The 25,723-nt window shown below is 70.2% G+C and carries 28 protein-coding genes; 20 read left to right on the forward strand and 8 right to left on the reverse strand.

The window, feature by feature from the left end; translation table 11 throughout:
* Positions 1 to 46 precede the first annotated feature (46 nt).
* Positions 47 to 976 (forward strand): phosphotransferase family protein, encoded by a 930-nt coding sequence (locus tag BJY22_RS13375; RefSeq protein ID WP_167206663.1) that lies wholly within the window; start codon positions 47 to 49, stop codon positions 974 to 976.
* Here the strand turns inward: BJY22_RS13375 and BJY22_RS13380 are convergent.
* On the reverse strand, positions 966 to 1,298 hold the full coding sequence (locus tag BJY22_RS13380) for a VOC family protein (RefSeq protein WP_167206664.1): 333 nt from the start codon (positions 1,296 to 1,298) through the stop codon (positions 966 to 968). The genes BJY22_RS13375 and BJY22_RS13380 overlap by 11 nt on opposite strands.
* Positions 1,299 to 1,331: 33 nt before the next feature.
* Positions 1,332 to 2,138, reverse strand: coding sequence for a helix-turn-helix domain-containing protein (locus BJY22_RS13385; RefSeq protein WP_238350355.1), 807 nt, complete (start codon positions 2,136 to 2,138; stop codon positions 1,332 to 1,334).
* A 91-nt stretch (positions 2,139 to 2,229) separates the two neighbouring features.
* Here BJY22_RS13385 and BJY22_RS13390 point away from each other — a divergent pair, with 91 nt between their 5' ends.
* Together BJY22_RS13390 and BJY22_RS13395 are read left to right on the forward strand one after the other, a co-directional pair.
* Entirely contained in the window at positions 2,230 to 3,207 is a 978-nt protein-coding gene (locus BJY22_RS13390; RefSeq protein WP_167206666.1) for an ABC transporter substrate-binding protein, read from the forward strand.
* Positions 3,204 to 3,989: a siderophore-interacting protein gene (locus BJY22_RS13395; protein ID WP_167206668.1), complete on the forward strand. Its 786-nt coding sequence runs from the start codon at positions 3,204 to 3,206 to the stop codon at positions 3,987 to 3,989. Before BJY22_RS13390 ends, BJY22_RS13395 begins: the two co-directional genes overlap by 4 nt.
* Before the next feature lie 40 nt (positions 3,990 to 4,029).
* Here the strand turns inward: BJY22_RS13395 and BJY22_RS13400 are convergent, their stop codons facing one another.
* Positions 4,030 to 4,329 (reverse strand): hypothetical protein, encoded by a 300-nt coding sequence (locus tag BJY22_RS13400; protein ID WP_167206670.1) that lies wholly within the window; start codon positions 4,327 to 4,329, stop codon positions 4,030 to 4,032.
* Between the two features lie 160 nt (positions 4,330 to 4,489).
* On the opposite strand from BJY22_RS13400, the gene glmU reads away from it, so the two are divergent.
* Positions 4,490 to 5,965, forward strand: coding sequence for a bifunctional UDP-N-acetylglucosamine diphosphorylase/glucosamine-1-phosphate N-acetyltransferase GlmU (glmU, locus tag BJY22_RS13405; RefSeq protein WP_167206672.1), 1,476 nt, complete (start codon positions 4,490 to 4,492; stop codon positions 5,963 to 5,965).
* Between the two features lie 34 nt (positions 5,966 to 5,999).
* Positions 6,000 to 6,980: a ribose-phosphate diphosphokinase gene (locus BJY22_RS13410; protein WP_167206674.1), complete on the forward strand. Its 981-nt coding sequence runs from the start codon at positions 6,000 to 6,002 to the stop codon at positions 6,978 to 6,980.
* On the opposite strand, the gene BJY22_RS13415 is transcribed toward BJY22_RS13410, so the two are convergent.
* A complete protein-coding gene (locus tag BJY22_RS13415; RefSeq protein ID WP_167206676.1) occupies positions 6,977 to 7,678 on the reverse strand; it encodes a hypothetical protein in 702 nt (233 codons plus the stop codon). The genes BJY22_RS13410 and BJY22_RS13415 overlap by 4 nt on opposite strands.
* Positions 7,679 to 7,817: 139 nt before the next feature.
* Between BJY22_RS13415 and BJY22_RS41610 the strand changes: the two genes are divergently transcribed.
* From BJY22_RS41610 to BJY22_RS13430, 3 genes are read left to right on the forward strand one after another with little or no spacing between them, the layout of a single operon-like run.
* The gene (locus BJY22_RS41610; RefSeq protein WP_167206678.1) at positions 7,818 to 9,785 is read left to right on the forward strand and encodes a sensor histidine kinase; all 1,968 of its coding nucleotides are present in this window, start codon (positions 7,818 to 7,820) and stop codon (positions 9,783 to 9,785) included.
* Entirely contained in the window at positions 9,773 to 10,414 is a 642-nt protein-coding gene (locus tag BJY22_RS13425) for a response regulator (RefSeq protein WP_167206680.1), read from the forward strand. Before BJY22_RS41610 ends, BJY22_RS13425 begins: the two co-directional genes overlap by 13 nt.
* 9 nt (positions 10,415 to 10,423) lie before the next feature.
* Positions 10,424 to 11,185, forward strand: coding sequence for a DUF1932 domain-containing protein (locus tag BJY22_RS13430; RefSeq protein WP_167206682.1), 762 nt, complete (start codon positions 10,424 to 10,426; stop codon positions 11,183 to 11,185).
* Here the strand turns inward: BJY22_RS13430 and BJY22_RS13435 are convergent.
* Positions 11,178 to 11,852 (reverse strand): hypothetical protein, encoded by a 675-nt coding sequence (locus tag BJY22_RS13435; protein ID WP_167206684.1) that lies wholly within the window; start codon positions 11,850 to 11,852, stop codon positions 11,178 to 11,180. The two genes, BJY22_RS13430 and BJY22_RS13435, sit on opposite strands and share 8 nt — an antisense overlap.
* 288 nt (positions 11,853 to 12,140) lie before the next feature.
* On the opposite strand from BJY22_RS13435, the gene BJY22_RS13440 reads away from it, so the two are divergent.
* The 5 genes from BJY22_RS13440 to BJY22_RS41615 are packed head-to-tail and all read left to right on the forward strand — an operon-like array spanning position 12,141 to position 18,701.
* Entirely contained in the window at positions 12,141 to 12,785 is a 645-nt protein-coding gene (locus tag BJY22_RS13440) for a 50S ribosomal protein L25/general stress protein Ctc (RefSeq protein ID WP_167206685.1), read from the forward strand.
* Positions 12,786 to 12,828: 43 nt separating this feature from the next.
* Positions 12,829 to 13,404, forward strand: coding sequence for an aminoacyl-tRNA hydrolase (gene pth / locus BJY22_RS13445; protein WP_167206687.1), 576 nt, complete (start codon positions 12,829 to 12,831; stop codon positions 13,402 to 13,404).
* Positions 13,401 to 17,033, forward strand: a complete 3,633-nt coding sequence (gene mfd, locus BJY22_RS13450) for a transcription-repair coupling factor (protein ID WP_167206689.1) — start codon at positions 13,401 to 13,403, stop codon at positions 17,031 to 17,033. Before pth ends, mfd begins: the two co-directional genes overlap by 4 nt.
* A 23-nt stretch (positions 17,034 to 17,056) precedes the next feature.
* Complete coding sequence (locus BJY22_RS13455; protein WP_337758620.1) at positions 17,057 to 17,683, forward strand: hypothetical protein; 627 nt, start codon at positions 17,057 to 17,059, stop codon at positions 17,681 to 17,683.
* Between the two features lie 10 nt (positions 17,684 to 17,693).
* On the forward strand, positions 17,694 to 18,701 hold the full coding sequence (locus BJY22_RS41615; protein WP_167206691.1) for a MazG family protein: 1,008 nt from the start codon (positions 17,694 to 17,696) through the stop codon (positions 18,699 to 18,701).
* A 1-nt stretch (position 18,702) separates the two neighbouring features.
* Here BJY22_RS41615 and BJY22_RS13465 read toward each other — a convergent pair whose 3' ends face one another.
* A complete protein-coding gene (locus tag BJY22_RS13465) occupies positions 18,703 to 19,134 on the reverse strand; it encodes a type II toxin-antitoxin system VapC family toxin (RefSeq protein WP_167206693.1) in 432 nt (143 codons plus the stop codon).
* Complete coding sequence (locus BJY22_RS13470) at positions 19,131 to 19,364, reverse strand: CopG family transcriptional regulator (protein WP_167206695.1); 234 nt, start codon at positions 19,362 to 19,364, stop codon at positions 19,131 to 19,133. Before BJY22_RS13470 ends, BJY22_RS13465 begins: the two co-directional genes overlap by 4 nt.
* A 221-nt stretch (positions 19,365 to 19,585) precedes the next feature.
* Here BJY22_RS13470 and BJY22_RS13475 point away from each other — a divergent pair, with 221 nt between their 5' ends.
* Positions 19,586 to 20,431, forward strand: a complete 846-nt coding sequence (locus tag BJY22_RS13475; RefSeq protein WP_167206697.1) for a phosphotransferase — start codon at positions 19,586 to 19,588, stop codon at positions 20,429 to 20,431.
* Here the strand turns inward: BJY22_RS13475 and BJY22_RS13480 are convergent.
* Positions 20,399 to 20,863: a hypothetical protein gene (locus tag BJY22_RS13480; RefSeq protein WP_167206699.1), complete on the reverse strand. Its 465-nt coding sequence runs from the start codon at positions 20,861 to 20,863 to the stop codon at positions 20,399 to 20,401. The genes BJY22_RS13475 and BJY22_RS13480 overlap by 33 nt on opposite strands.
* 70 nt (positions 20,864 to 20,933) lie before the next feature.
* Between BJY22_RS13480 and BJY22_RS13485 the strand changes: the two genes are divergently transcribed.
* The 6 genes from BJY22_RS13485 to BJY22_RS13510 are packed head-to-tail and all read left to right on the forward strand — an operon-like array spanning position 20,934 to position 25,695.
* The gene (locus BJY22_RS13485; protein WP_202891099.1) at positions 20,934 to 21,776 is read left to right on the forward strand and encodes a LysR family transcriptional regulator; all 843 of its coding nucleotides are present in this window, start codon (positions 20,934 to 20,936) and stop codon (positions 21,774 to 21,776) included.
* Entirely contained in the window at positions 21,773 to 22,297 is a 525-nt protein-coding gene (locus BJY22_RS13490) for an RNA 2'-phosphotransferase (protein ID WP_167206701.1), read from the forward strand. The genes BJY22_RS13485 and BJY22_RS13490 overlap by 4 nt, the downstream gene beginning before the upstream one ends.
* Positions 22,298 to 22,357: 60 nt before the next feature.
* Positions 22,358 to 23,638, forward strand: coding sequence for a phosphopyruvate hydratase (eno, locus tag BJY22_RS13495; RefSeq protein ID WP_167206703.1), 1,281 nt, complete (start codon positions 22,358 to 22,360; stop codon positions 23,636 to 23,638).
* A 33-nt stretch (positions 23,639 to 23,671) separates the two neighbouring features.
* Positions 23,672 to 24,280, forward strand: a complete 609-nt coding sequence (locus BJY22_RS13500; RefSeq protein ID WP_167206705.1) for an FtsB family cell division protein — start codon at positions 23,672 to 23,674, stop codon at positions 24,278 to 24,280.
* The gene (locus tag BJY22_RS13505; RefSeq protein ID WP_167206707.1) at positions 24,277 to 24,759 is read left to right on the forward strand and encodes a DUF501 domain-containing protein; all 483 of its coding nucleotides are present in this window, start codon (positions 24,277 to 24,279) and stop codon (positions 24,757 to 24,759) included. The genes BJY22_RS13500 and BJY22_RS13505 overlap by 4 nt, the downstream gene beginning before the upstream one ends.
* A gap of 30 nt (positions 24,760 to 24,789) precedes the next feature.
* The gene (locus BJY22_RS13510; RefSeq protein ID WP_167206709.1) at positions 24,790 to 25,695 is read left to right on the forward strand and encodes a Ppx/GppA phosphatase family protein; all 906 of its coding nucleotides are present in this window, start codon (positions 24,790 to 24,792) and stop codon (positions 25,693 to 25,695) included.
* Positions 25,696 to 25,723: the final 28 nt, after the last annotated feature.

The raw sequence follows: 25,723 nt of genomic DNA on the forward strand, positions 1-25,723 counted from the left end.
CTAAATTCGACAGACACCCGTCGGCCGGACAGCTACTGTCGCCCGCATGTCGTTGCCGGACAGTCTTCTACAGGAACAGCTGCGAGCACTGGGATACCGGGACCCCGACCTGGTCGCGATCGGGATGCAGGGCGCGGTGTTCCGGCTGGGTGATGAGAAGGTCGCGAAGATCTGGTTCCATGCGGAGGAAGCTGAGCTTCGAACACTGCGGGAGCTGTACGACGCCCTCGACGGCCAACTGCCCTACCGCACGCCGCGGATGCTGGAGCTGCGCCGCCCGGGGCCGTACTGGGTGACGATCGAGGAGGAGTTGCCCGGCGTCCCGCTGTATGAGGTCGCACCGGAGTTCGGCGCGCCGGGGTGGGAGCGTGCGAGGGACTGCGTCGTCGACGTGATCGACGCGCTGGCGCAGGTCGAGGCGCCGGAGGTGCTTCGCCGTACGTCGGTCCTGGACGAGACCAGCCCGTTCCGCCCCGAGGGTGTGTCGTGGATCGATGCGCTGACCGGCCTCGTTCGCCGGCGGGCCGCGCGCTTCGACGGGCAACTGGTCGACGACTTCGACACGAAGATCGAGGCGTTGCTGACGCGACTGTCCGATCTGAAGGAGCCCGAGAGCAGGCTCGTCCACGGCGACGTCACCGCCGGCAACATCCTCGTCGACGAGGACCTGCGCCCGGTGACGCTGCTCGACTTCGGCCTTCTCACGATGGCCGGTGATCCGGTCTTCGACGCCGCCGCCACGGCGAGCGTCATCGACCTCTGGTCGCCCCGGTCCCGCGAGGTCGAGGCGGCGTACGACGCGACGTTCGCCGCCCGTCTCGGGTACGACCCCGAACAGCTCCTGCTCTACCGCTGCGCGTACTCCCTGATCATCGCCAACGCCCACGACGACGACCCGTACGACCGCGACAGTCACGTGCCGCTGACGGCGAAGTTCTTCAACAGCCCTCAGGTCGCCGAGCTGCTCAGCCGATGACGCAGAAGACCGTGCCGTCGGGCGCCTTGAGGACCACGAAGTCGGCGTTCGGCGGGTAGGTCCAGTCCTCGACCCGTTCGGCGCCGAGGCCGATCAGCCGGTCCACCTCGGCCTCCGGCGTGGAGGTTTCGTCCACCCACAGGTCGAGGTGGGTGCGGTCGGTCGTGTCGAGGTGGAGTCTGGTGGGCGCGGCGCCCGCCGGCGGGGCGAGGAAGTCGGGGTTGCCGGGGTCGGCGGTGAAGCCGAGCGCCTGACTCCAGAATTCGGCCGCCGGGCCGTTCGACGGGACGTTCAGGACGATTGCTCCGAGTGTGAGTGCCATGGCTCCCAGGCTGGCAGAAACGCGGGTCCGCGGTCAGTCGCCGACCTGGCCCGGCGTTCGGCCGAAGGTACGGCGGAACGCCGCGATGTACGCCGACGCGCTCGAGTAACCGACCCGATGGGCGACCTCCGACACCGGGTAGGCGTCGAGCAGGATCAGCGACGCCCGCAGTCGCAGGCTCGCGCGCCAGGTGGTGAACGGCTGACCGAACTGCCGCTGGAAGTCCCGTTGCAGCGTCTTCGCGCTCACGTGCAGCCGGACCGCCCACTCGTCCAGCGTGGTCGGATCGGCCGGGTCCTGGGTCAGCGCCCGCGCGACCCGCAGCGCGAACCCGGTCCCGGCGCCCGCCGTGTCGGTGAGATCCCGTAGCGGTCGTTCGAGACCGCGCATCACTTGTGCGCGCAGCTCCAACCCGGCGGCCTCGGGCAGCCCGCGGACCGCGAGGCCGCGGATCGCGTCGCCGACCTCGGCCGGCACGTGAGCGGTCCCGATCCGGAGCCCGGCCAGCCCGGGCGGATCCTCACGCAGACACAACCGGTAGACCGTGTGGCGTGTCGGCCCGACCGAGGCGGGTTTTGCCTGCACGGAGTGACTGACCGCTCGCTGCACCCAGACCGCTTCGCCGGAGCCGACGAACTCGGTACACCCTCCGTACGAGACCGACATCAGGCCGTCCGGCGACCAGTACAACTGGTTCAGCCAGTCCTGGCGGCTCCCGCCGAACTCGAGCGCGCTCGCGGCGACGTACCGCAGGACGAGGACCCCGCCCGGCGTACCGAGTCCGTACCCGAACTCGTCGCAACTGTCCGGATCCGTGCCACGCGCGGTGACCAGGCTCAAGGTGTCCTCCTCGCGACACTCGCTGTCCTCCAGGCGCTATCAGCAGCCATTAAGTAAGGCTAACCTAACTTCGACTGACGAGGAGGTTGGCATGTTTCTGCGCCCGTTGGGTGCGCTCGTCCTGGCCGTCGGGCTGGTGGCGTGCGGTGCGTCGGATCCGGACCCGGTGGCCGGGCAGACCCGGGTCTTCCCGGCGGACAACGGCGACGTCACGATCCCGAAGACCCCGCAACGGGTGGTCGCCACCGGGTACGCCGTCCCCGCGCTGATCGAGGCCGGCGCGCCGCTGGTCGGGATCTCGCTGTTCACCCGGAGCGAGCCGATGCTGTCCGCGGCCGACAAGGCGACGTACGACGGGCTGACCAAGATCGCCGGCGACACCGCCGCCGAGACCGACTACGAGAAGATCGCGCTCGCGAAGCCGGACCTGATCGTCATCGGCGTACCGCAGCCCGTGCTCAAGGACCTGGACCTGAACCGGCTGGAGGCGATCGCGCCGGTGGTGACGATCGGGCCGACCGTCCCGGACGCCTGGCGGGAGCTGTCCCGGCGGCAGGCCGACGCGGCCGGGCGGGCGGCGGACTTCGACCAGGCGAAGACGGCGTACGAGAAGCGGGCCGCCGAGCTGAAGGCGAAGTACGCGCAGGCGGTGGCGGGGAAGAAGTTCGCGCACGTCGGCGGGTACGGACAGGTCGCCCAGGGCAGCTTCATGCGCGAGTACGGCAAGTCGTGGGGGACGAACATCGCGCAGGACATCGGCGTCGAGTACCCCGGTCAGCCGAAGAATCCCGGACCTGGTTCGCAGGCGGTGTCGGAGCAGGTGTCGATCGAGCTCCTGCCGGACGACCTGCGCGACGCCGACGTGATCACGTACACGCTCGAGCCCGACGGGAGCGTGGGGCCGGCGGTGAAGTTCGTGCCGGACTCGCCGCTGTGGAAGAGCCTGCCGGCGGTGAAGGCGGGGCGCGCGATCCCCGTGCGGTACACGCAGGCGGCGACGTACGAGTCGGCGATGCTGACGCTCGACGCGCTGGACAAGGCGCTCGCGCCGCTGCGGGACGCGGGGTGAACCGGGACAACGCCCGGGAGCGGGTCGAGGAGCACCACCGGGCCGGTGCCGGGGTGACGCGGATCGGGTACCCGATCGGGATTCGTACGGCGGTCGTCGGGAGTACGACGTACCTGACGCCGCACATGCTGCGGGTGACGCTGACCGGGGAGGGGTTGGCCGGCTTCCACTCGTACCACTGCGACGACCACGTGAAGATCGTGTTCCCGGACCCGGACGGCACGCACCGGATCCCGGTGGCCAACGACCGCCAGATGCTCGACTGGCCGCGGCCGCTCCCGCCGACGCGCAGTTACACGGTCCGGCGGTACGACGGGACGCGCCTGGAACTGGACTTCGTCGTCCACAACGGCGGCCTCGCCTCGCCGTGGGCCGAGGCGCTGCGCCCGGGCGACGAGGTCGCGATCGCCGGCCCGCCTGGTGGACGGGCGTTCCCGTACACGCACGCCCACTACGTCTTCGCCGTGGACCCCACCGGCCTGCCGGCCGCCGCCCGCTGGCTCGACGAGGCCCCGTCCCACCTGCCCGCCGACGTCGTGGTCGAGATCGACCACCCCGACGAGTCCGGCTACCCGCTCGCGGAACGCCCCGGCGTGAAGATCCACTGGGTCCCCCGCGGAACCCTCGCCGACGAGGTTCTCTCCCTCACCGTCCCGCCCGACACCTTCCTCTTCGCCGCCGGCGAGGCCGACAGCCTCCGCCCGCTCCGCACCTGGCCCAAGTCCCACGCCACCATCCAGGGCTACTGGAAACAAGGCGAAGCCGACCACGAAGACCACTGACATCTGATGGTCTACCGGCGAAGGTAGGTCGTCCGCGGCGTCAACTCCCGACCAGTTGATGGGCGTGGACGACGAACTCGGTGCGGCCTTCGACGGTGCAAACGCCCCAAGGACGCTCGGTCGTGATCCGGATGCGATCGCCGTGCACGGCGACGACCTCGCAAGCCACCAGCACGTCGACCGGGTACTCCCGCACACGGGTCAGGTCGGTGCTGAAGATCGGGGCCTTGTCGGCCAGCGTGTGAGATACGCCGTCGGCGTCCCGGAACTCGACCTCCACCCAGCCCGGGACGGGCTCGTCGGACACCCAGCGGGTGGCTTTGGCCAGCAGGTTCTGCACGAGACCACTCTGGCACCGTTCGGGGCTGGGCGTGAGATGGCTCTCGCTGGGGCGTGCGAGAGCACATCTGGTGAGCAAGTAGGCTTGCGCGGGCACTGTTTCGGGTGCCCATGCTGATACTTGTTGAAAGAACTCGCAGGGAACCCGAGGAGAAGACCGCGTGACTTCCCATCGTCCCGCGGCGGTCGTGATCATGGCCGCCGGTCTGGGAACCCGGATGAAATCGGCGACCCCGAAGGTGCTGCACGAGATCGGCGGGCGCAGTCTCGTCGGTCACGCCGTCGTCACTGCCCGGGCCCTGAGCCCCGAGCACCTGGTGGTCGTGGTCGGCAACGGCCGTGAGCTGGTCGAGGAGCACCTGAAGGCCGTCGACCCCGAGGCCCGCACCGCCGTCCAGGAGCAGCAGCTCGGTACCGGCGATGCCGTCCGCGCCGGGCTGACCGCCGTACCGGCCGATTTCGACGGCTCGGTGATCGTCACGTCCGGTGACGTCCCGCTGCTCGAGGCGGAGACGCTGCACGACCTGATCGCCGAGCACGACAAGCACGGCAACGCGGTCACCGTGCTGACCGCCCGGGTCCCGGACCCGACCGGGTACGGCCGGATCGTCCAGGGCGAGGACGGCACGGTCGCCGCGATCGTCGAGCACAAGGACGCCACCGCGGAGCAGCGCGCGATCGACGAGATCAACGCGGGCATCTACGTCTTCGACGCGGCTACCCTGCGTGACGGTCTCAGCCGCCTGACCACCGACAACGCCCAGGGCGAGCTCTACCTGACCGACGTCCTCGGCATCGCCCGCACCGACGGCAAGCGGGTCGGCTCGTACATCATCGACGACGCGATGCAGACCGAAGGCGTCAACGACCGCGTCCAGCTCGCCACCCTCCGCGCCGAGCTGAACCGCCGCACGCTGATCAAGCACATGCGCGCCGGCGTCACGATCGTCGACCCGAACACCACCTGGGTCGACCAGACCGTCGAGCTCGCCCGCGACGTCACCCTGCTGCCGAACACCCAGTTGCACGGCGCCACCACGGTCGGCAGCGGTACGACGATCGGCCCGGACACCACGCTGACGGACCTGGAGATCGGCGAGAACGCGACGATCATCCGGACGCACGGCTCGCTCGCGGTCGTCGGCGACGGTGCGAACGTCGGCCCGTTCGCGTACCTGCGCCCGGGCACCAGGCTCGGTGTGAAGGGCAAGATCGGCACCTTCGTCGAGACCAAGAACACCTCCATCGGCGACGGCGCCAAGGTCCCGCACCTGACGTACGCCGGGGACGCCACCATCGGCGAGGGCGCGAACATCGGCGCCGGCACGATCTTCGCGAACTACGACGGCGTCGCGAAGCACCCGACCCACGTCGGCAAGCACTCGTTCATCGGCAGCAACTCGGTCATCGTCGCCCCGCGGACGATCGCGGACGGCGCGTACCTGGCGGCCGGTACGGCGCTCACCGAGGACGTCGGCCCGGGCGAGATCGCGGTCGCGCGCGGCCGGCAGCGCAACATCAAGGGCTGGGTCGCCCGCAAGCGCCCCGGCACCAAGACCGCCGCGGCGGCCGAGGCGGCGCTCGACAACCAGCCGAAGGACCAGCCGGACGCGCGGCCGGACGAGCAGCAGGCCTGAGCGGTAGACGCGAGAACAACGGGAGGCGCGGGCGATGAGCGGGATGAAACGAACCACCGAGAAGAACCTGATGGTTTTCTCCGGCCGGGCGCATCCCGGTCTCGCCGAGGAGGTGGCCGAGGAACTCGGCTCGGGCCTGGTCCCGACCCAGGCGTACGACTTCGCGAACGGTGAGATCTACGTCCGGTTCGAGGAGTCGGTCCGGGGCAGCGACGCCTTCGTGATCCAGAGCCACACCTCGCCGATCAACGAGTGGATCATGGAGCAGCTGATCATGGTCGACGCGCTGAAGCGGGCGTCGGCCAAGCGGATCACCGTCGTGCTCCCGTTCTACGGTTACGCGCGGCAGGACAAGAAGCACCGCGGCCGGGAGCCGATCTCGGCCCGGCTGATGGCCGACCTGTTCAAGACCGCGGGCGCCAACCGGCTGATCTGCGTGGACCTGCACACCTCGCAGATCCAGGGCTTCTTCGACGGCCCGGTGGACCACCTGATGGCGTTGCCGATCCTCAGCGAGTACGTCGCGAACAAATACGGCGACCAGCAGCTGGCCGTGGTCTCGCCGGACGCCGGCCGGATCAAGGTGGCCGAGCAGTGGTCGGCCCGCCTCGGCGGCGCGCCGCTGGCGTTCATCCACAAGACCCGCGACATCGACCGGCCGAACGAGACCGTCGCGAACCGGGTCGTCGGTGAGGTCAAGGGCCGGGTCTGCATCCTCGTCGACGACATGATCGACACCGCGGGCACCATCACCAAGGCCGCCGACGCGCTGGTCAACGAGGGCGCCGCGGACGTGGTGATCGCGGCCACGCACGCGATCCTGTCGGGCCCGGCCGTGGACCGGCTGAAGAACTGCCAGGCCAGCGAGGTGATCGTCACCAACACGCTGCCGATCGCCGAGGAGCGCCGGTTCGACAAGCTCACCGAGCTGTCGATCGCGCCGCTGATCAGCCGCGCGATCCGCGAGGTCTTCGAGGACGGCTCGGTCACCAGCCTCTTCGACGGCCGCGCCTAGGCCGCGTCGGTCCGGTCCACGCCCCGAGCTGCCCGGCGCCACGCGTAGTACGCGATCGCCATCCCGCCGGCCGCCATCGGGACCTGGACGATCAGCCCCAGCCAGCCGTTGCCCGGAACCACGAAGCTGACCACGACGAACAGCACGAGCAACGGCACCCAGCGGGGGACGGCGTGGGATCGCCACAACCCGACGACCTGGACCACCGTGCCGAGGGCGACCATCAGCGCACCGGCCACCATCGGACCGAACAGATGCAGCAGATCGTCGTTGGCGTTGTCCATCACCGCGCCACCGGCGGTGCTGTCGACCCCGGTGGCGAAGTAGTACGCCGCCGCGAGCCCGCCGACGCCGACCGCCTGGAACGCGATCCCGACCCACATCAGCAGTCCGCCGGCCGTGGCCCAGGCAGCGCCGCGCTTGCGGACGAGGTAGGTGGTGAGGAACGCCTGGGCCGGTACGCCGAGCAGCGCGCCGATGCCCAGTGTCACCAGCAGACCCCACCAGCGGTCCCGCAGCGGCTGGATGTCGGCGTACGCGTAGGTCTCGCCGCCGCCGGCAGGAACGGGCCAGAGCAGTCCGCCGGGTGTTGCGACGAGGTTGCTGACGACAACCGCGAGACCGACAGCGCCGATGCGTCGGCGGGTGACTGGATCGGCCGTCGGTACGACGTTCGGCCGGACGGTTTCGGTGGACATCGGGGTCCCCTCCTCGGTGCATGATCGGACCGTTCCAGCGAACCTCCGCGCGGCCGGGTGACGCATCGAAGCGGGCACGGAGCAGGTTCTCCGTGCTGACTCGGAGTCGCCAGGGGCCAACCGGACTTACCCTGACGACATGCGGTGGCCGCGGTGGGTCGCGCTCGGCACCTTCCTGCTGGCTCTGACGCTCGTAGCAGGGAGTTCCTGGCTGCTGGTCTCGTACCGCACCGGCGCGCACACGCTGCGGAACTTCATCGGGCTGGCAGTGATCGGATCCACGATCGCGGCGCTCGGCCTCGCGGTAGCGCGCAGGCAGCCGGCCAACCCGGTCGGACCGATCCTCGGCTGGATCGGCGTGATCGCAGTGTTTCTGACCGCACGGGACGTCTACTACAACGCCGTGGTTCACGATCCTGGCCGGTTGCCGCTGGGCAACCGGACGGTCGCCTGGCTCGAGGAGAGCGGCTGGTGGCTGCTGATCGCGGTCGCCTTGCTCCTGCTCTACTTCCCGACCGGGCAGCTGGTGAGTCGCCGATGGCGACTGATCCCCCCGGCCTTGCTGGTGCTCGGTGCTGGACAGCAGGCCTTCGGTGCGTTCGCCTCGGAGCCCTTCCTGTCGCCTCTCCAGGACCTGCCGCGGCCCTACGCGCCGCTGCCCGGAGCGCTTCGAGTGGTGAGCGAGCTCGTGTTCTTCGGCCTCCTGGCGCTGTGCCTGGCGGCCGTCGTTCCGGTGGTGATGCGATACCGCGGCTCGACCGGCACGGTCCGCGCTCAGCTGAAGTGGCTGCTGCTGGCCGGCGTCGCCGCCCTGTTGTACCCGCTCGTCTGCCTGGCCGAAATCCTCGTCGCGGGCCAGAGCGGCATCGTGGCGACCGTCGTCGGAGTCCTCACCCTGGCAGCTCTCCCGGCAGCTGTCGCGGTGGCCATGCTCCGGCACGATCTGTACGACGTCGACCGGGTGCTGGCCGACACGGTCAGCTACAGCATCGTGATGGTCGTCCTGCTGGGCACGTACGCCGTCGCGGCCGTCTCCCTCGGACTCGTCCTGGGCCGCGACTCGGCCGTGGTCGCGGCCGCCGCGACGGCCGTGTGCGCGCTGATCCTCGCACCGCTACGGTCCCGGCTGCAGCGCGTGGTCGATCGGCGGCTCTATCCGCCGCGGCGTGCCGCTCTGCTCGCGATCGAGGACCTGCAGCACCGGATCCACACCGAGCAGGCGCAGCCCGAGGACCTCGAGTCCGCGCTGCGCACCGCACTCCGCGATCCAGGTCTTCGCGTCGGCCTGCTGATCCCGGGAGCGTCCGGCTTCGTCGACGCCGCCGGTACGCCGATCGCCGGGCCGCGGCTGGTCCCGGTGCTGCTGGGTGGCGAGCAGATCGGCGTACTGGCGTCCGGCCTGACGTCTCCCGCCGTACTGAAGGTCGTGGCCGCCGCGGCATCCAGCCTGGTCGAGGTGACTCGGCTGCGGGCGGAACTGGCCGGCGCGCTGCGGGAGGTGGAGGCGAGCCGCGCGCGACTGGTACAGGCCGGTGACGCCGAGCGGCGGCGGCTGGAGCGGGACCTGCACGACGGCGCCCAGCAGCGGCTGGTCTCGCTGGGGATGGCGATGCGGCTTGCCCAGCGGCATCTCGACGACGGGACGGTCGACGTGAACGGGCTGCTGGACCAGGGCGTCGCCGAACTCGCCACCGCGGTCGCCGAACTGCGGCAGATCGCCCACGGGCTGCGCCCGGCAAGCCTCGACGACGGCCTGTACGCCGCGTTGAGTGCGATCACCCAGTCACTGCCGATCCCGGTGCGGTTGCAGATTCCGTCCGACCTGCCCGAGGAACTCGCGACGACGGCGTACTTCGTGGCGGCCGAGGCGGTGACGAACGCGGCGAAGTACGCGAACGCGACGTCGATCGTCGTCCGGGTCGCGCGATCGGCCGACGAAATGCGGATCCGGATCGAGGACGACGGATGCGGGGGAGCGGCGCCACGTCCGGGGTCGGGCCTGAGCGGCCTGCTCGATCGGGTCGCGGCGGTCGGTGGCGCGCTGGAACTGCGGAGCCCGGCCGGCCGGGGGACGACGGTGGAGGCGGTGGTGCCGTGCGAGTCGTGATCGGCGAGGACTCGGCGTTGTTCCGGGAAGGGCTGGCACGCCTGCTCGCCGACGCCGGGCACGAGATCGCCGGCCTGGCCGCGGACGCCACGAGCCTGCTGGCCGTGGTCACGGAAACCCGGCCGGACCTGGCGGTGATCGACGTCCGGATGCCTCCCGACGGGACCGACGACGGCGCGCGAGCCGCCCGCCGGCTCCGGGTACTGCATCCCGGCCTCGGGATCGTGCTGCTGTCCCAGCACATCGAGACCCGGCATTCGGTCGAGCTGGTCGCGACCGGTCGCTTCGGCTACCTGCTCAAGGACCGGGTGCTGGCGGTCGACGAGTTCCTGGAGGCCCTGGACCGGGTCGCGGCCGGCGGGTCGGCGCTCGATCCCGAGGTGGTCGGCCGCCTGATCGGACGGCGGCAGGCCGACGACCGCCTCGCGCCGCTGACGCCGCGAGAGCGCGAGGTCCTCGGGCTGATGGCGGAGGGGTTCACCAACGTCGGCATCGGGCGGCGGTTGTTCCTGACCGAGCGGACCGTGGAGACCCACGTCGGGAGCATCCTGGCGAAGCTCGGTCTGCTCACGAACGACGAGCAGCACCGCCGGGTGCTGGCCGTCCTGGCCTATCTCGGCGGGCACTAGATTGGCCGTATGCGAATCGCTGTCTTCCACCCTGGTGCGATGGGCTCGAAGCTGGCCGGGCAGCTGGTTGCGGCCGGGCACGAGGTGCACTGGGTGCCGGACGGCCGCAGCGAGGCCAGCCGGGCACGCGCCGACGAGGCCGGCCTGATCGGTACGCCGTTCGCCGAGGCGGTCGCCCGGGCCGATGTCGTCCTCTGCTCGTGCGCACCGCAAGGTGCCGTGGACATCGCCCAGCAGGTCGGCCGCGAGGGCTTCACCGGCGTCTACGTCGAGGCGAACCCGCTGTCCCCGGCCTCGCTGCGTGCGGCGCAATCCGCCGTACCGGAGGCGACGTTCGTGGACGCCGGTGTGGTCGGTCCGCCACCGACCGGTGGACCGAGTCCCACGCACCTGATGCTGTCCGGTACGGCGGCCGACCAGGTCGCCACGTTGTGGGCCGGGACGGCGGTCACGCCCATGGTGGTCGGCGCCGAACCGGGTGCGGCCAGTGCGGCGAAATCGTCGTACGCCCTCTACAACAAGGGCAAGGCGGCGCTGGCGGTGCTCGCGTTCCAATTGGCCGAGAAGCACGGCGTCACCGACGCGCTCGTCGCCCAGCAGACCCGTGCGGACGGCGGCTCGCTGAAGGACCCGGCGTTGCCGGAGGAACTCCGCGGCGTCGCGTGGCGGTGGGGTCCGGAGTTCGACGAGCTCGCCGAGACCCTGGACGCCGCGGGCCTCGAAGGCGACGCGGCCCGGGCGCTGCGCCAGGTCTGGACCAAGCTCAGCTGAACGCCGGCCCGCCGTAGTCGCGCAGCACGAACGGCGGGATCAGGTCGACCAGTCGGGCCATCGCGTCGAGCCGGGCGAAGACGTCCGGTACGGCGAACTCGCCCCAGCCCCAGGACACGAAGGCGTTGCCGGCGATCTGCCACTCCAGGCCCGGGTTGAACAAGACGCACTCCATCATCCGCGGATGCATGACCGCGGAGCCGTAGCGGTCGTCGTAGCACTCCACCCGGAACTGCTCGTTGAACTGCTGGTTCTCCAGTTCGAGGTCGCGCCCGTGGAACAGGCGAACCCCCGACTCGTGCCGCACCGTGAGCGGTGGCAGCGCGACCGGCAGTGTCAACGCGACCAGGTGGACAGTGTGCGTCTGCGTGGTCTTGCCGTTGCTGGTGACGTACGTGTAGTCGAGTACGCACATCCCGCGACCGCGGTACTCGCCGGCGTACGACTCGCCGGGCTCGCCCCGCTGGAACCGGCTCGCGGCGATCTCGAGCAGCCACGGGTTCGGCGGGACCGGATACCACCCGACGGACGCGATGTGTGCGGCCCGTTGCCGTAGGGCCTCCCGCCGCCGCCGGGCGTGCACGACGACCAGCGCGATCAGGGCGCCGAGCAGGACCAGCACGACCAGCAGAAACAGCAGCACCAGCGCGGCCAACGGCGAGATCACCCCGGCAACGTACCGAATCCGGGGTCCGCCAACGGATCACGCCGCACGTCACCGGACCGGGAGCAAAATGCCTGGGGACACGGATTTCCCGTCTGGGCGCGCTCGTGGGTAGACTGTTTTGGTTGCCTCGGCGAGGGACGCCCCCCGAGAACTGTTGGGCGCGGCTCCGTGATCGACGCGGTGGTTCGTTGCCTGACGCCTTCTCCGGGGTCAGCAGGCGCCCGCTGAGGTTGCAGCCGAGTTCCACCCAGACAACAGATCACCGCAACGCTTTTGAGGAGTTCAGTCGTGGCCGAGGTCAAGATCCAAGCCGAATCACGCACGGAGTTCGGCAAGGGGGCTGCCCGCCGAATCCGCCGGGACAACAAGGTTCCCGCCGTCCTCTACGGCCACGGCAGTGACCCGGTGCACATCACGCTGCCCGGTCACGACACCATGCTGGCCCTGAAGACCGCCAACGCCCTGCTGCTGATCGAGGTCGAGGGCGGCGAGTCCCACCTGGCGCTGCCGAAGCAGGTCCAGCGCGACCCGATCAAGGGCTTCATCGAGCACGTCGACCTGGTCATCGTCAAGCGCGGCGAGAAGGTCCAGGTGGACATCGCCGTACACCTCGAGGGCGAGGCCGTCAGCGACGCCCTGGTCGTGCTGGAGCACCCGAGCATCCTGGTCGAGGCCGAGGCGACCCACATTCCGGACGGCGTCACCGTGTCCGTCGAGGGTCTCGAGGTCGGCGCGCAGCTGCACGCCTCCGACATCCAGCTGCCGAGCGGTACGACGCTGGCCATCGAGCCGGACACCCTGATCGTGAACGTCACCGCCCAGCCGACCGCCGAGCAGGTCGAGGGCGAGCTCGCCGAGGCCGAGGCCGAAGCCGGCATCGAGAAGGACGAGCCGACCGCGGCCGAGGAGCCGGTGGCCGCCGCGGCCGAGTAGTCTCTGCCGCAGCACGAGAACATCTTCGGGAGGGCCGGGATCCGTGGCGGACGACGTGTGGTTGGTCGTCGGACTGGGGAATCCCGGCCCTTCGTATGCGCGCACCCGGCACAACATCGGCCACCTGGTGGCCGACGAGCTGGCCGCCCGGACCGGTGCGCGGTGGAAGCAGAGCAAGCAGGTCAAGGCCGAGGTGATCGAGACCCGGATCAGCGGCCTGCGGACCGTGCTCGCGAAGCCCCGTTCGTACATGAACGAGTCCGGCGGGCCGGTGTCCGGGCTGCTGAAGTTCTTCAAGCTCGACCCGGCCAACCTGGTCGTCCTGCACGACGAGCTGGACATCGACTTCGGCGTCCTGCGCTGCAAGTTCGGCGGTGGCGACAACGGCCACAACGGGCTGAAATCGCTGCGGAAATCGCTTGGCACCGGTGAGTACTATCGAGTCCGGTTCGGTGTGGGTCGTCCGCCGGGCCGGCAGGCTCCCGCCGACTTCGTCCTGAACGAGTTCTCCTCGACCGAACGCAAGGACCTTCCGTTCGCCGTGGACAGGACCGCCGACGCCGTCGAGTCCCTGCTCACCGACGGCCTGGAAGCCACCCAAGGGAAGTACAACTCGTGAAGCTGAGCGGTCTGGTCGACACCCTGATCACCGATCCGGTGGTGGCCGAGGCCGTTCGTGACGCCCGCGCCGACGGCGTCACGACCCTCGACCTGAGCGCGCCGACGCCGGTGCGCCCGGTCCTGCTCGCCGCGATCGCCGCGGCCCAGAACGGCGCCGACCGCCCGGTGCTCGCCGTCACCGCCACCTTCCGCGAGGCCGAGGAGCTCACCGAAGCCCTGCAGTGCCTCGTCGAGGAGCCCGGCACCGTCGCCTATTACCCGGCCTGGGAGACGCTCCCGCACGAGCGGCTGTCGCCCCGCTCGGACACGGTCGGCCGGCGGCTCGCCGTACTGCGGCGTCTCGTGCACCCGGATCCGTCCGACGAGACCACCGGACCGATCCGGATCCTGGTCGCGCCCGTGCGGTCCGTCCTGCAGCCGCAGGTCGCCGGCCTCGCCGACCTCCGCCCGGTGCAGTTGCACGTCGGCGACACCGCCGAGCTCGAGGACGTCGTCGAGCGGCTCGCCGGGGCGGCGTACCACCGGGTCGACCTGGTCGAGCGGCGCGGTGAGTTCGCGGTCCGCGGCGGCATCATCGACGTGTTCCCGCCGACCGAGGAGCACCCGCTGCGGGTCGACTTCTTCGGCGACGACGTCGAGGAGATCCGGTACTTCGCGGTCGCCGACCAGCGCTCGCTCGAGATCGCCGAGCACGGGCTGTGGGCGCCGCCGTGCCGCGAGCTGCTGCTGACCGACGAGGTCCGTTCGCGGGCCGCCGTACTGGCGAAGGAACACCCCGAGCTGGCCGAGCTGTTCGAGAAGCTCGCCGAAGGACATGCCGTCGAGGGCATGGAGTCGCTGGCTCCGGTGCTGGTCGACGAGATGGAGCTGCTGGTCGACCTGATGCCGGCCGGGACGCACGTCGTCGTCAGCGATCCCGAGCGCGTTCGGGCCCGGGCGCACGACCTGGTCGCGACCAGCCAGGAGTTCCTGGAGGCGTCGTGGGCCGCGGCGGCCGGTGGCGGCGAGGCGCCGATCGACCTGGGCGCGGCGGCGTACATGTCGCTCGGCGACGTCCGGTCGCAGGCGCTGGGCCGTGGGCTGGCGTGGTGGAGCCTGTCGCCGTTCGCGGCCGCGCCGACCGACGAGGCCGCCGAGCTCAGGGACTCGATGGGCGCCCGGGTCGCGTTCGACATCGACACCGAGGCCGGTGCGGTCACCAGCAAGATCCTCGCGGTCCGCGAGGTCGACCCGTACCGCGGCGAGACCGGGGCGGCCGCCGAGGACATCCGCGGCTGGCTGCGGGACGGCTGGCGGGTCGTCTGCGTCACCGAAGGCCACGGTCCGGCGCAGCGGCTGGCCGAGGTGTTCTCCGAGGCGGAGCTGCCGGCCCGGGCGGTCGACGGTATCGAGGAGATCCCCGAGCCGGGCGTCGTGCTGATCTCGCAGGGCCAGCTCGACCACGGCTTCGTTGCCGAGGGCATCAAGTTCGCCGTACTCACCGAGAACGACCTCGCCGGTCAGCGCTCGGCGGCCGAACGCCGTTCCCAGCAACGGATGCCGTCGCGCCGCAAGAAGACGATCGACCCGCTGGAACTGCAGCCCGGCGACTTCGTCGTGCACGAGCAGCACGGCGTCGGCCGGTACGTCGAGATGATGCAGCGGACGGTTGGCAGTGGCTCCCAGAAGGCCACCCGTGAGTACGTCGTCATCGAGTTCGCGCCGAGCAAACGCGGCCAGCCCGGCGACCGGTTGTACGTGCCGACCGACCAGCTCGACCAGGTCACCCGGTACGTCGGCGGTGAGCAGCCGACCCTGGACAAGATGGGCGGCGGCGACTGGGCCAAGCGCAAGGGCCGCGCGCGCAAGGCGGTCCGGCAGATCGCGGGCGAGCTGATCAAGCTGTACGCCGCGCGCCAGGCGACCAAGGGGCACGCATTCGCGAAGGACACCCCGTGGCAGCGGGAACTGGAGGACGCGTTCCCGTTCGTGGAGACGCCCGACCAACTCGCCACCATCGACGACGTGAAGCACGACATGGAACGCATCACGCCGATGGACCGGATCGTCTGCGGTGACGTCGGCTACGGCAAGACCGAGATCGCCGTCCGGGCCGCGTTCAAGGCGGTGCAGGACGGCAAGCAGGTCGCCGTACTGGTGCCGACGACGCTGCTCGTGCAGCAGCACTACGCGACCTTCGCCGAGCGGTACGCCGCCTTCCCGGTGAACGTGGCGGCGTTGTCGCGGTTCCAGACCGACAAGGAGGCCAAGGCCGCGCTCGACGGGCTGGCCGACGGTTCGGTCGACGTCGTGATCGGTACCCACCGGCTGCTGTCGGGTGAGGTGCAGTTCAAGGACCTCGGGCTGGTGATCGTCGACGAGGAGCAGCGGTTCGGCGTCGAGCACAAGGAACAGCTGAAGCGGCTGCGGACCGCGGTCGACGTACTGACGATGTCCGCGACGCCGATCCCGCGGACGCTGGAGATGTCGATCACCGGTATCCGCGAGATGTCCACGATCGCCACCCCGCCCGAGGAGCGGCATCCGGTGCTGACCTTCGTCGGCGCGTACGACGAGCACCAGGTGACCGCCGCGATCCGGCGCGAACTGCTCCGCGAAGGCCAGGTCTTCGTCGTCCACAACCGGGTGAACACGATCGAGAAGGCGGCCGCGCGGATCCGGCAGCTGGTGCCCGAGGCGCGGGTGTCGGTCGCGCACGGCCAGATGCCGGAGCACCACCTCGAGCAGGTCATCCAGGGCTTCTGGGAGAAGCAGTCCGACGTCATCGTGTGTACGACGATCGTCGAGTCCGGGATCGACATCTCGAACGCGAACACGATGATCGTGGAGCGATCCGACCTGCTCGGCCTGTCCCAGCTGCACCAGCTCCGAGGCCGCGTCGGCCGGGGCCGGGAGCGGGCGTACGCGTACTTCTTCTTCCCGCCGGAGAAGCCGCTCACCGAGACCGCGCACGACCGGCTGGCGACGATCGCGCAGCACGCCGACCTCGGCGGCGGTATGGCGGTCGCGATGAAGGACCTGGAGATCCGCGGCGCCGGCAACCTGCTCGGCGGCGAGCAGTCCGGGCACATCGCGGACGTCGGTTTCGACCTGTACGTCCGGCTCGTCGGCGAGGCGGTCGCGGAGTACCGCGGCGACACCCAGGCCGAGGAGCCCGAGGTCAAGATCGAGCTGCCGGTCGACGCGCACCTGCCGCACGACTACGTCCCGTCGCAGCGGCTGCGGCTGGAGATGTACCAGCGGCTGGCCGCGGTCCGCGACGACGAGGGCATCGCCGAGCTGGTCGAGGAGTTGCACGACCGGTACGGCGACATCCCGCAGCCGGTGCTGAACCTGATCGAGGTGGCGAAGTTCCGCAACCACGCCCGCCGGGCGGGGCTGCACGACGTCACGCTGCAGGGCGCGATGATCCGGTTCGGGCCGGTCGAGCTGCCCGATTCGAAGGTGCTGCGGCTGAACAGGCTGTACCCGAAGAGTCTGGTGAAGCCGCAACTGCATACCATTCTGGTGCCGCGACCTGCCACAAGGCTGGTCGGCGGCCAGCCGCTCCGCGACCAGGAGCTGCTGCAATGGTGCACCCGGTTGATCGACGACGTGATCGCTGAACCTATCGTGGTGCCGGCGTGACAATGACGATGCGAGGAGATTCGGTGAGCACACGACGGCTTCGGGCTCTCGGTGTGGTGGCGGCGACGGTGCTGCTGACCGGTGGTTGCGCGGCGGGAACCCACCCGGGCGCCGCCGCCGTGGTCGGCGAGACCGAGATCAGCATCAGCGACGTCGACCAGACCTCGCGTGCGGTCACCGCGGCGCTCGGCCAGAACTTCAACACCACCGCGACGCTGAACACCCTGGTCAGCAACGCGCTGGTCGCCGAGGTGCAGCAGCAGAAGGCGATCTCGGTCACCCCGGCGGAGACCGTCGCGGCGGCGCGGATCGCAGTCGGCGACGACGAGGCGACGTACCAGAAGTTCCAGGGCGACGCCGACACGCGCGACTTCCTGAACGCGGTCGGCACAGCCTCGGTCGTCACCGTCAAGCTGGCCGGCGGCACCATCGAGGACCTGGGCGACCAGGCCAAGCTGCAGCAGGGCGTGCTGGCGCTGCGCGACGCCTCGAAGAGCATCGACGTGAAGATCGCGCCGCGCTTCGGCAAGTGGACCGACGGCACCCTCGACAACACCATCTCCGGATCGTTGTCGGACGAGTCGCCGCAGACCGAGGCTCAGCGCAAGGCTGCCGAGAACGCTCAGCAGCAGGGCCAGGGCCAGGGCTGAGCCCGCGCCGGTGACCGACGTACGCGAGCCCGTCGACGCGGGGGAGTCCGGCCGGATCACGGTCCTGCTCACCAGTCCGCGGGTCGCCCCCGGCCTGCTCACCCGAGCGGCCTGGCAGGCCCTGACCGGTGCCGACGAGATCGGTGCCGCGGGCGGTCCGGACCGGCCCGACGTCCAGGCGGTGATCGGATCCGGCCTGGTCGTCACGCAGGTCGAGGGCGGCGTCGCGGAGCACTGGGCGTGGTTGTCGTCGGCGGCCGCGGACGGTCGCCAGGTCGCCTGGCTGGTCGGTGACGACGGTGAGCCCGGGCTCATCCATGTCGTGGCCGATCAGCTCACGCGTGAGCCGCGCCCGGCGTACGGCGTGGAGCTCGTGCACGGGTCGTACGACGTACCCGGGGCCCGGCTGATCGATCTGGTCCGGGTGATGGACCGGCTGCGGCGGAACTGCCCGTGGGACCAGGAGCAGACGCACGAGAGCCTCGCGAAGTACCTGCTCGAGGAGACGTACGAGACGCTCGAGGCGATCGACACCGGGGACCGCGACCATCTGCGCGAGGAGCTCGGCGACCTCCTCCTCCAGGTGGCCTTCCACTCCCGGATCGCCGAGGACGACGAGGCCTTCACCGTCGACGACGTCGCCGGCGACATCGTCGAGAAGCTGATCCGCCGCCACCCGCACGTCTTCGGCACCGTCGACGCGGCCGACGCCGCCGCCGTCGAAGCGAACTGGGAAACCATCAAGGCCGCCGAGAAGCAGCGCTCCTCGGTCCTCGAAGGCATCCCCCTCGCCCTCCCCGCCCTCGCCCTGGCCGACAAGGTCCTCGGCCGCGCCGCCAAGCTGCTCCCGTCCGAGCCGGCCCCGACCGAACCCACCGACGAGACCGACCGCATCGGCCGCCAGCTCCTCGACATCGTCCGCGAAGCCCGCACAGCAGGCGTGGACGCAGAACAGGCCCTCCGCACCGCCGTACACCACCTGGCCACAGAGATCCGCACCACCGAGAACGGCAGCTAGCTCAGAGGCCGTCTGCCGCGACCACGGAGATTCGCGATTCGTCACCGACGAGCGCCTTCAGATCTCCTGGGTCCGACGTCGCGATCACGACGGGCCCGTCCTCGGCCAGCGCCGTAGCCACCAGGATCGCGTCGACCGCTTGCCCGGAGCCGAGTCGTGCCGCGCCGATCAGCCGGCCGGCGCGTTCGCCGAGAGCGCGACTGACCGGCTCGACCACGATTCCTTTGAGCACGCGGTGGACCGCCGCATCCCGCTGGCTGCCGCGGAGAGCCTCGGCCAGGATCGCCGCGGACGTGACGACCCGGCGGCAGTCGGCGTGCGCGGCGTACAGCCGGACGTACATCGCCCGGTCCGTCGCGGCCCGGGACAGACCTTCGTTGTCGAGGACGAGCGATCCTTGGGGCGCCGAACGGACGTGCTTGCGCGGACTCACCGCCCGGGCCACTCGGCACGGGCGCGGGCGAGCTCCTCGTCGGTCACCGGCCCGTGCACCTCGGTCAGCTCGGCGAGCAGATCGCCGAGGCGGTCATGCTCCAGTTGCCGGACCAATGCCTCGGTCACGTAGGACGAGACGTTCCCACGTCCCGCCCTGGACCGCAGCTCCTCAGCCAGGTGGCTCGGGATGGTCACGCTCAGCTTGTCTGTGTGCGCGGGCTCACTCATGCCCCAATCCTACCGTTGGTGGGATTCCGCTTGCGAGAGGCTAGCTCGGGCCGTCCAGGATGGCCTGGCGGTCGCCGGGCGTGCGGTGCGGATGGACAGGAGGTGTCGGCGGGTGCGGTAGTGCGCTTGAGCGTGATTGCGTCCCGCGCGTACGGTGTCTCGGCGGTGCACCACCTGTTATTCGGTACCCATCGCGATGGCTGCCTGTGAGGGTAGAGAGTGTGGATGCTGCTGGGGTGCTGCGGGAGCGCTGGGATCTGAAGCCTGCGCGGGTGCAGGTGCTGGCGGGTGGGATGAACTCCGCCGCCTGGCTGGCGGTCGCCGACGGGTGGCGGGTGGTTCTCAAGTCGGTCGGGGCGGACGACACGGCGTTCGAGTCGGGGCTGCGGTTGGCGGTTCGGCTGGATGATGCCGGTGTGCGGACCGGTCGGCCGCGGCCGAGCAAGCGCGGCCGGTTCGTCGAGCGGGTTGAGGGGCGGCAGGTCGCGGTCCTGGAGTACGTCGACGGTGTGGAACTGGGTGAGGATCCGGCGGATCAGGCGGCGATCGGGGATGTGCTGGGGCGAGTGCACTCGGCCGCCGCCCTCGGATCCGGTGTGACGGCTGACTGGTTGCGGTTCCTGATGCCGTTCGAGGAGCATCTTGATCTCGAGCCGTGGATCCGTCCGGCGGTGGAGGGTGCTGTGGCTGACGCCGTCGCGCTCGGGCCGGTGTCCTGGGCGTGGCTGCACGGTGATGCGGCCGCGGAAGCCTTCCGCCGCGGGCCGGACGGCGAGGTCGCGCTCATCGACTGGGGCGGTGCGATGCGTGGCCCGATCCTCTACGACGTCGCGTCGGCCGTCATGTACGCCGGCGCGCGCGATCACGTCGTATCGGCGTACCTCCGCCGGCGTCCCGACCTGGCAGACGAGATCGAACTCGGCCTGGACACCTTCCTGCGCGTGCGCTGGGCCGTCCAGGCCGGCTACTTCGCCTGGCGGATCGGCAACAACGTCCTGACCGGGATCGCGGGCCCGGCCGACAACCTCAAGGGCCTAGCCGACGCCCGCCGCTGCTTCGGCCTGTAGATCACGCAGTACGGCGGCCTCCGTCCTACCCCAGTCCTTGAAGAGATAGCGGTACGGCACGACCGGTGTGATCGCCGCGATCACGTCCGGTTTGTCGTCGACGAAGTGCGTGATGCCGAGCTCGGCGCAGTGGATCGCCTTCTCCGGCCGCCGCAGGCAGAAACGGACGTTGCCCTCCGGGATTCCGGTCCGCTCGAAGAAGCGGTGATGGAGCAACCATTCCAGCGACCGCTGCTGGATCCGCGGACCGCACTTCGACACCAGCCACGCGTCGCCGAACAACGGCACCAACCGCGCGATCGCCTCGAAAGCCCCCGGTACGGCGGGAGTCCGCAGCATGGCCGCGGTGTCGCCGGAGAAGAACGCTGTGTCACCTGAGCCGGATCCGCCGGCGATAATCACCCGCCCGATGTCGATACCCAATCTGTTCATGTCTCCAGCGTCGGCGCCGAGAGCTATCGAACAGAACTAGTTCTTATCGACATAGCTATAGTTTCTGGTGATGGAACTCGTGGCGGAGGATCTGCAGGCGTTCGCGGTGTTCGCGCGGCACCGCAACTTCACCCGTGCCGCCGACGAACTGCACGTCAGCCAACCCGCCCTGCACACCCGCATCCGCAAGCTGGAAGCCCGACTAGCGACCCAGCTCTACGTGAAGCAGGGCAGGCAACTGCTGCTGACCGACGCGGGCGAGCAACTCGCCGCCTTCGCCAACGACACCCGCGACCGCACGGCCGACTTCCTCCGCACGCTGCATGCCGCCCCACCACGGCCGCTCGTGCTGATGGCCGGCTCTGGCGCGTACCTGTACCTGCTGGGCGACCCGCTCCGCCGCTACCTGTCCCGCGGCCACGAGCTACGCCTCCTCACCGGCGACGCGCCCGCGACACTGACCGCTGTCCGAGGCGGTACTGCGGACCTCGGCGTAACCGCAGTGGGCATCCCGCCCGACGATCTCGAGTGCGATCTCCTCGCACAGGTCCCGCAAACGCTGATCGTGCGCAGCGATCACCGCCTCGCGGGACGCCGTACCGTCCGCCTGAAAGACCTGCAGGACGAGGCGCTCGTCGTACCGCCGAAGGACCGGCCGCACCGTCAGCAGCTGGAGCGGAGCATGCTCGACCAGGGCATTCGGTGGTCCGTCGCGGTGGAAGCGGAAGGGTGGGAACTGCTGGTCCAGTTCGTCCGTCTCGGTATAGGACCGGCGGTCGTCAACGGTTCGGTCCGGACCACGAGTGCGGTTCGGAAGATTCCGGTGAAGGACCTGCCTCCGGTGCGGTACTACGTCGTGACGCGACCTGGACGCGACGATCGGGTGGACGGGCTGAGGAGGGCGCTGCGATGAGCCGGGACAGCAGGGCGATCTCCCGCCTGCTGCGCCATACCGCGGGTGAACGTGAGCTCACGATGAGTGCGGACGGGTGGGCGGCGATCACCGACGTACTGCGGGATCTCGAGCTGTCCCGTGAGCGGCTGGACGTCGCCGTACGGGAGAACGACAAGCAGCGGCTGCAGGTGGACGGGGAGCGGATCCGCGCGTGTCAGGGGCATTCGCTGGCGGGGATGCCGGTGACACGTGAAGCCTTGGAGAACAGTTGGGAACGGGTTTACCCGGCCGACCTGCTGTGGCACGGCACCCAGCGGGCCGCCCTGCCTGCGATTCAGCGCGAAGGGCTCAGCGCGGGCCGGCGTACCCATGTCCACCTGGCGCCGGCGAAGGACAGTCATGTCGGGCGGCGGACACGCGGAGAAGTCTTGCTGGGCGTGGATTGTGGCACTCTCGCGGTCTTTCGGGCGCCCAACGGAGTGTTACTGACGCGGGAGGTACCTCCTGATGCGATCGTTAGGGTCGACGCGGTCCACTGAGCCTGCTGGTCTGGGGACTAGGCTCAGCAGCGATTCGTCATCGAGAACTTGGGAGTCAATGTGGCCACCATCGAGGCCGTCGGCGCGCGCGAGATCCTCGACTCGCGCGGCAACCCCACTGTCGAGGTCGAGGTTCTGCTCGACGACGACACCATCGCCCGCGCGGCCGTCCCGTCGGGCGCGTCCACCGGCCAGTTCGAGGCCGTGGAGCTGCGCGACGGCGACAAGGACCGCTTCGGCGGCAAGGGCGTGCAGAAGGCCGTCACCGCCATCCTCGAGGACATCGACAAGGAGATCGTCGGGTACGACGTCCACGAGCAGCGCCTGATCGACCAGGCCCTCCTCGACCTGGACGGCACCCCGAACAAGGCCAAGCTGGGCGCGAACGCGATCCTCGGTGTCAGCCTGGCGGTCGCGAAGGCCGCGGCGGACAGCTCCGGCCTGCCGCTGTTCCGGTACGTCGGCGGTCCGAACGCGCACGTCCTGCCGGTGCCGATGATGAACATCCTCAACGGCGGCGCGCACGCGGACAGCAATGTCGACGTGCAGGAGTTCATGATCGCCCCGATCGGCGCGGCGACGTACGGCGAGGCGCTGATGCAGGGTGCGGGCGTCTACCACGCGCTGAAGGCGGTGCTGAAGGAGCGCGGCCTGTCCACCGGTCTCGGTGACGAGGGCGGCTTCGCGCCGAACCTGGACAGCAACCGGGCCGCCCTGGACCTGATCGCGGTCGCGGTCGAGAAGGCCGGCCTGCAGCTCGGCAAGGACATCGCGCTGGCGATGGACGTGGCGGCGAGCGAGTTCTTCACCGACGGCGTGTACGCGTTCGAGGGCGGCAAGAAGTCCGCCGACGAGATGATCGCCTACTACGCCGACCTGGTCGCGTCGTACCCGATCGTCTCGATCGAGGACCCGCTGAACGAGGAGGACTGGGACGGCTGGAAGGCCATCACCGGTGAGCTCGGCGCCAAGATCCAGCTGGTCGGCGACGACCTGTTCGTCACCAACGTCGAGCGGCTGCAGCGCGGCATCACCGAGAAGTCGGCGAACAGCCTGCTGGTGAAGGTGAACCAGATCGGCTCGCTGACCGAGACCCTGGACGCCGTCGACCTCGCGCACCGCAGCGGCTTCACCTGCATGATGAGCCACCGCTCCGGCGAGACCGAGGACACCACGATCGCCGACCTCGCGGTCGCGACCAACTGCGGCCAGATCAAGTCCGGCGCCCCGGCCCGGTCCGACCGCACCGCCAAGTACAACCAGCTGCTCCGGATCGAGGAGGAGCTCGACGACGCGGCGACGTACGCCGGTCGCTCGGCCTTCCCGCGCTTCCAGGGCTGACACTGCGTCTCATTTCTTGGGGAGGTCCCACGTATGCCGTCCCGTCGGGAATCCGGTGCACGCCCCGGCTCGCGTCCGTCGAGCCGGACCCAGTCGCGTCCACCGGCCCGGCGGGGCGACCAGCCCAAACGCCGTACGGCGGGCCCGCAGCCGGAGCCGGCCCGCACCAGGGGGTCGCGCAACCTGACCGGCCGGGCGGCCGTCGTGCTGCTGGTGCTCGGGGCGTTGATCGTGTCCTACGCGCAGAGTCTGCGGGTGTGGTTCGACCAGCACCAGCAGATCAGCGCGCTGCAGCAGGAGATCCGGGACCGCGAGAAGCGGGTCGGGGAGCTGAACGACGAGATCGCCCGCTGGGACGACGACGCGTACGTGAAGGCGCAGGCGCGGCAGCGGCTCGGATGGGTTATGCCGGGCGAGGTCGGGTACCGCGTGATCGGCGCGGACGGTAAGCCGGTCGGTGCCCCGCCGGAGCCGTCCGCGCCCTCCGACGGTACGACGGACACGCAGAAGCCGACCTGGTACACGAAGCTGTGGGGGAGCGTCGAGGGTGCGGGCAACCCGCCCGCGCCGGCCGCGTCGCCGGCCCCCGCCAAACCCACCCCGGAGTCGATCCTCACGCCGTCACCTAAGGTGACCAGGTGAGCGTCAGCCCTTCCGACCAGGAAGCAGTCAGCAAGCAGCTCGGGCGGACCGCCCGCGGGATCCGCTCGATCGCGCACCGGTGCGGCTGCGGCCTCCCCGACGTGGTCGAGACCGAGCCCCGGCTGCCGGACGGTACGCCGTTCCCCACGACGTACTACGTGACGTGCCCGCGGCTCGCGTCCGCGATCGGGACGCTCGAGTCGTCGGGGATGATGAAGGAGATGTCGGACCGTCTCGCCGACGACGAGGACCTGGCGGCCCGCTACCGCGCGGCGCACGAGTCGTACCTCGCGCACCGTGAGTCGATCGAGCACGTCGAGGAGATCGCCGGTATCACCGCAGGCGGTATGCCGAACCGCGTGAAATGCCTCCACGTCCTGGTCGGCCACTCCCTGGCCGCCGGCCCCGGCGTGAACCCGCTGGGCGACGAGGCCTTGGAGGCGTTGGAAGACTGGGGCCGCCGAGGCCCCTGTGTCTGACACCCGCCACTCACCCCCGAGGTGGGCGGCGTGGTGAGGGTTGCGGCGGTGGATTGCGGCACCAACTCGATCCGTCTGCTGATCGCCGACGTCGTCGACGGTCAGCTCACCGAGGTCGACCGCCGAATGACCATCGTCCGCCTCGGCCAGGGGGTGGACGCGACGGGCGCCTTCGCCCCGGAGGCTCTGGACCGCGTCTTCGCGTCCGCCGATGACTACGCCGCCGTCATCCGGTCGCACAACGCCACCAGGCTCCGGTTCGTCGCCACCTCCGCCGCCCGCGACGTCAGCAACCGGGACGCGTTCTTCGCCGGCATCGAGCAGCGTCTCGGCGTACGGCCCGAGATCATCTCCGGCGACGAGGAGGCCGAACTCAGCTTCCGCGGCGCCACGACCTCCCTCGACCTGCCCACGCCGTACCTGGTCGCCGACATCGGCGGCGGCTCCACCGAACTCGTCCTGGGCGACCGCAACGGCGTCATCGCGGCCCAGTCGCTCGACATCGGCTCGGTCCGCCTCACCGAACGCCACGTCACCACAGACCCGACGACCCCGGCCGAACTCGCCGCGATCACCCGCGACATCGACGCGCTCCTCGACGCCACCACGGTCCCGCTCACCGACGCCCACGCCTTGATCGCGGTCGCCGGCACCGCGACCACCGTCGCCGCAGTCGCGCTGGACCTCCCGGAGTACGACCGCAACGCTGTCCACCACGCCTGCCTCAGCACGGACCAGCTCCGCGAAACCACCACCTGGCTGACGACCTCGACCCGCGCCGACCGCGCCGCCGTCCACTCCATCCATCCCGGCCGAGTGGACGTCATCGGCGCCGGCGCTCTCATCCTCCAACGCCTCACCGACCGCCTGACCGTCACCACGCTGACCGTCTCCGAACACGACATCCTCGACGGCGTCGCGCTCTCCCTCGGCTGAAGCGATGGATGTGTAACAAAATAGTGAT

This window comes from Kribbella shirazensis, from assembly GCF_011761605.1.
Classification (GTDB): domain Bacteria; phylum Actinomycetota; class Actinomycetes; order Propionibacteriales; family Kribbellaceae; genus Kribbella; species Kribbella shirazensis.

Bases quoted from the DNA above. Each gene is read 5' to 3' on its own strand.
- BJY22_RS13375 (WP_167206663.1), top strand. From the start codon at position 47: ATGTCGTTGCCGGACAGTCTTCTACAGGAACAGCTGCGAGCACTGGGA.
- BJY22_RS13380 (WP_167206664.1), bottom strand. From the start codon at position 1,298: ATGGCACTCACACTCGGAGCAATCGTCCTGAACGTCCCGTCGAACGGC.
- BJY22_RS13390 (WP_167206666.1), top strand. From the start codon at position 2,230: ATGTTTCTGCGCCCGTTGGGTGCGCTCGTCCTGGCCGTCGGGCTGGTG.
- BJY22_RS13410 (WP_167206674.1), top strand. From the start codon at position 6,000: ATGAGCGGGATGAAACGAACCACCGAGAAGAACCTGATGGTTTTCTCC.
- BJY22_RS13415 (WP_167206676.1), bottom strand. From the start codon at position 7,678: ATGTCCACCGAAACCGTCCGGCCGAACGTCGTACCGACGGCCGATCCA.
- BJY22_RS41610 (WP_167206678.1), top strand. From the start codon at position 7,818: ATGCGGTGGCCGCGGTGGGTCGCGCTCGGCACCTTCCTGCTGGCTCTG.
- BJY22_RS13430 (WP_167206682.1), top strand. From the start codon at position 10,424: ATGCGAATCGCTGTCTTCCACCCTGGTGCGATGGGCTCGAAGCTGGCC.
- BJY22_RS13470 (WP_167206695.1), bottom strand. From the start codon at position 19,364: ATGAGTGAGCCCGCGCACACAGACAAGCTGAGCGTGACCATCCCGAGC.
- BJY22_RS13480 (WP_167206699.1), bottom strand. From the start codon at position 20,863: ATGAACAGATTGGGTATCGACATCGGGCGGGTGATTATCGCCGGCGGA.
- BJY22_RS13485 (WP_202891099.1), top strand. From the start codon at position 20,934: ATGGAACTCGTGGCGGAGGATCTGCAGGCGTTCGCGGTGTTCGCGCGG.
- BJY22_RS13490 (WP_167206701.1), top strand. From the start codon at position 21,773: ATGAGCCGGGACAGCAGGGCGATCTCCCGCCTGCTGCGCCATACCGCG.
- BJY22_RS13500 (WP_167206705.1), top strand. From the start codon at position 23,672: ATGCCGTCCCGTCGGGAATCCGGTGCACGCCCCGGCTCGCGTCCGTCG.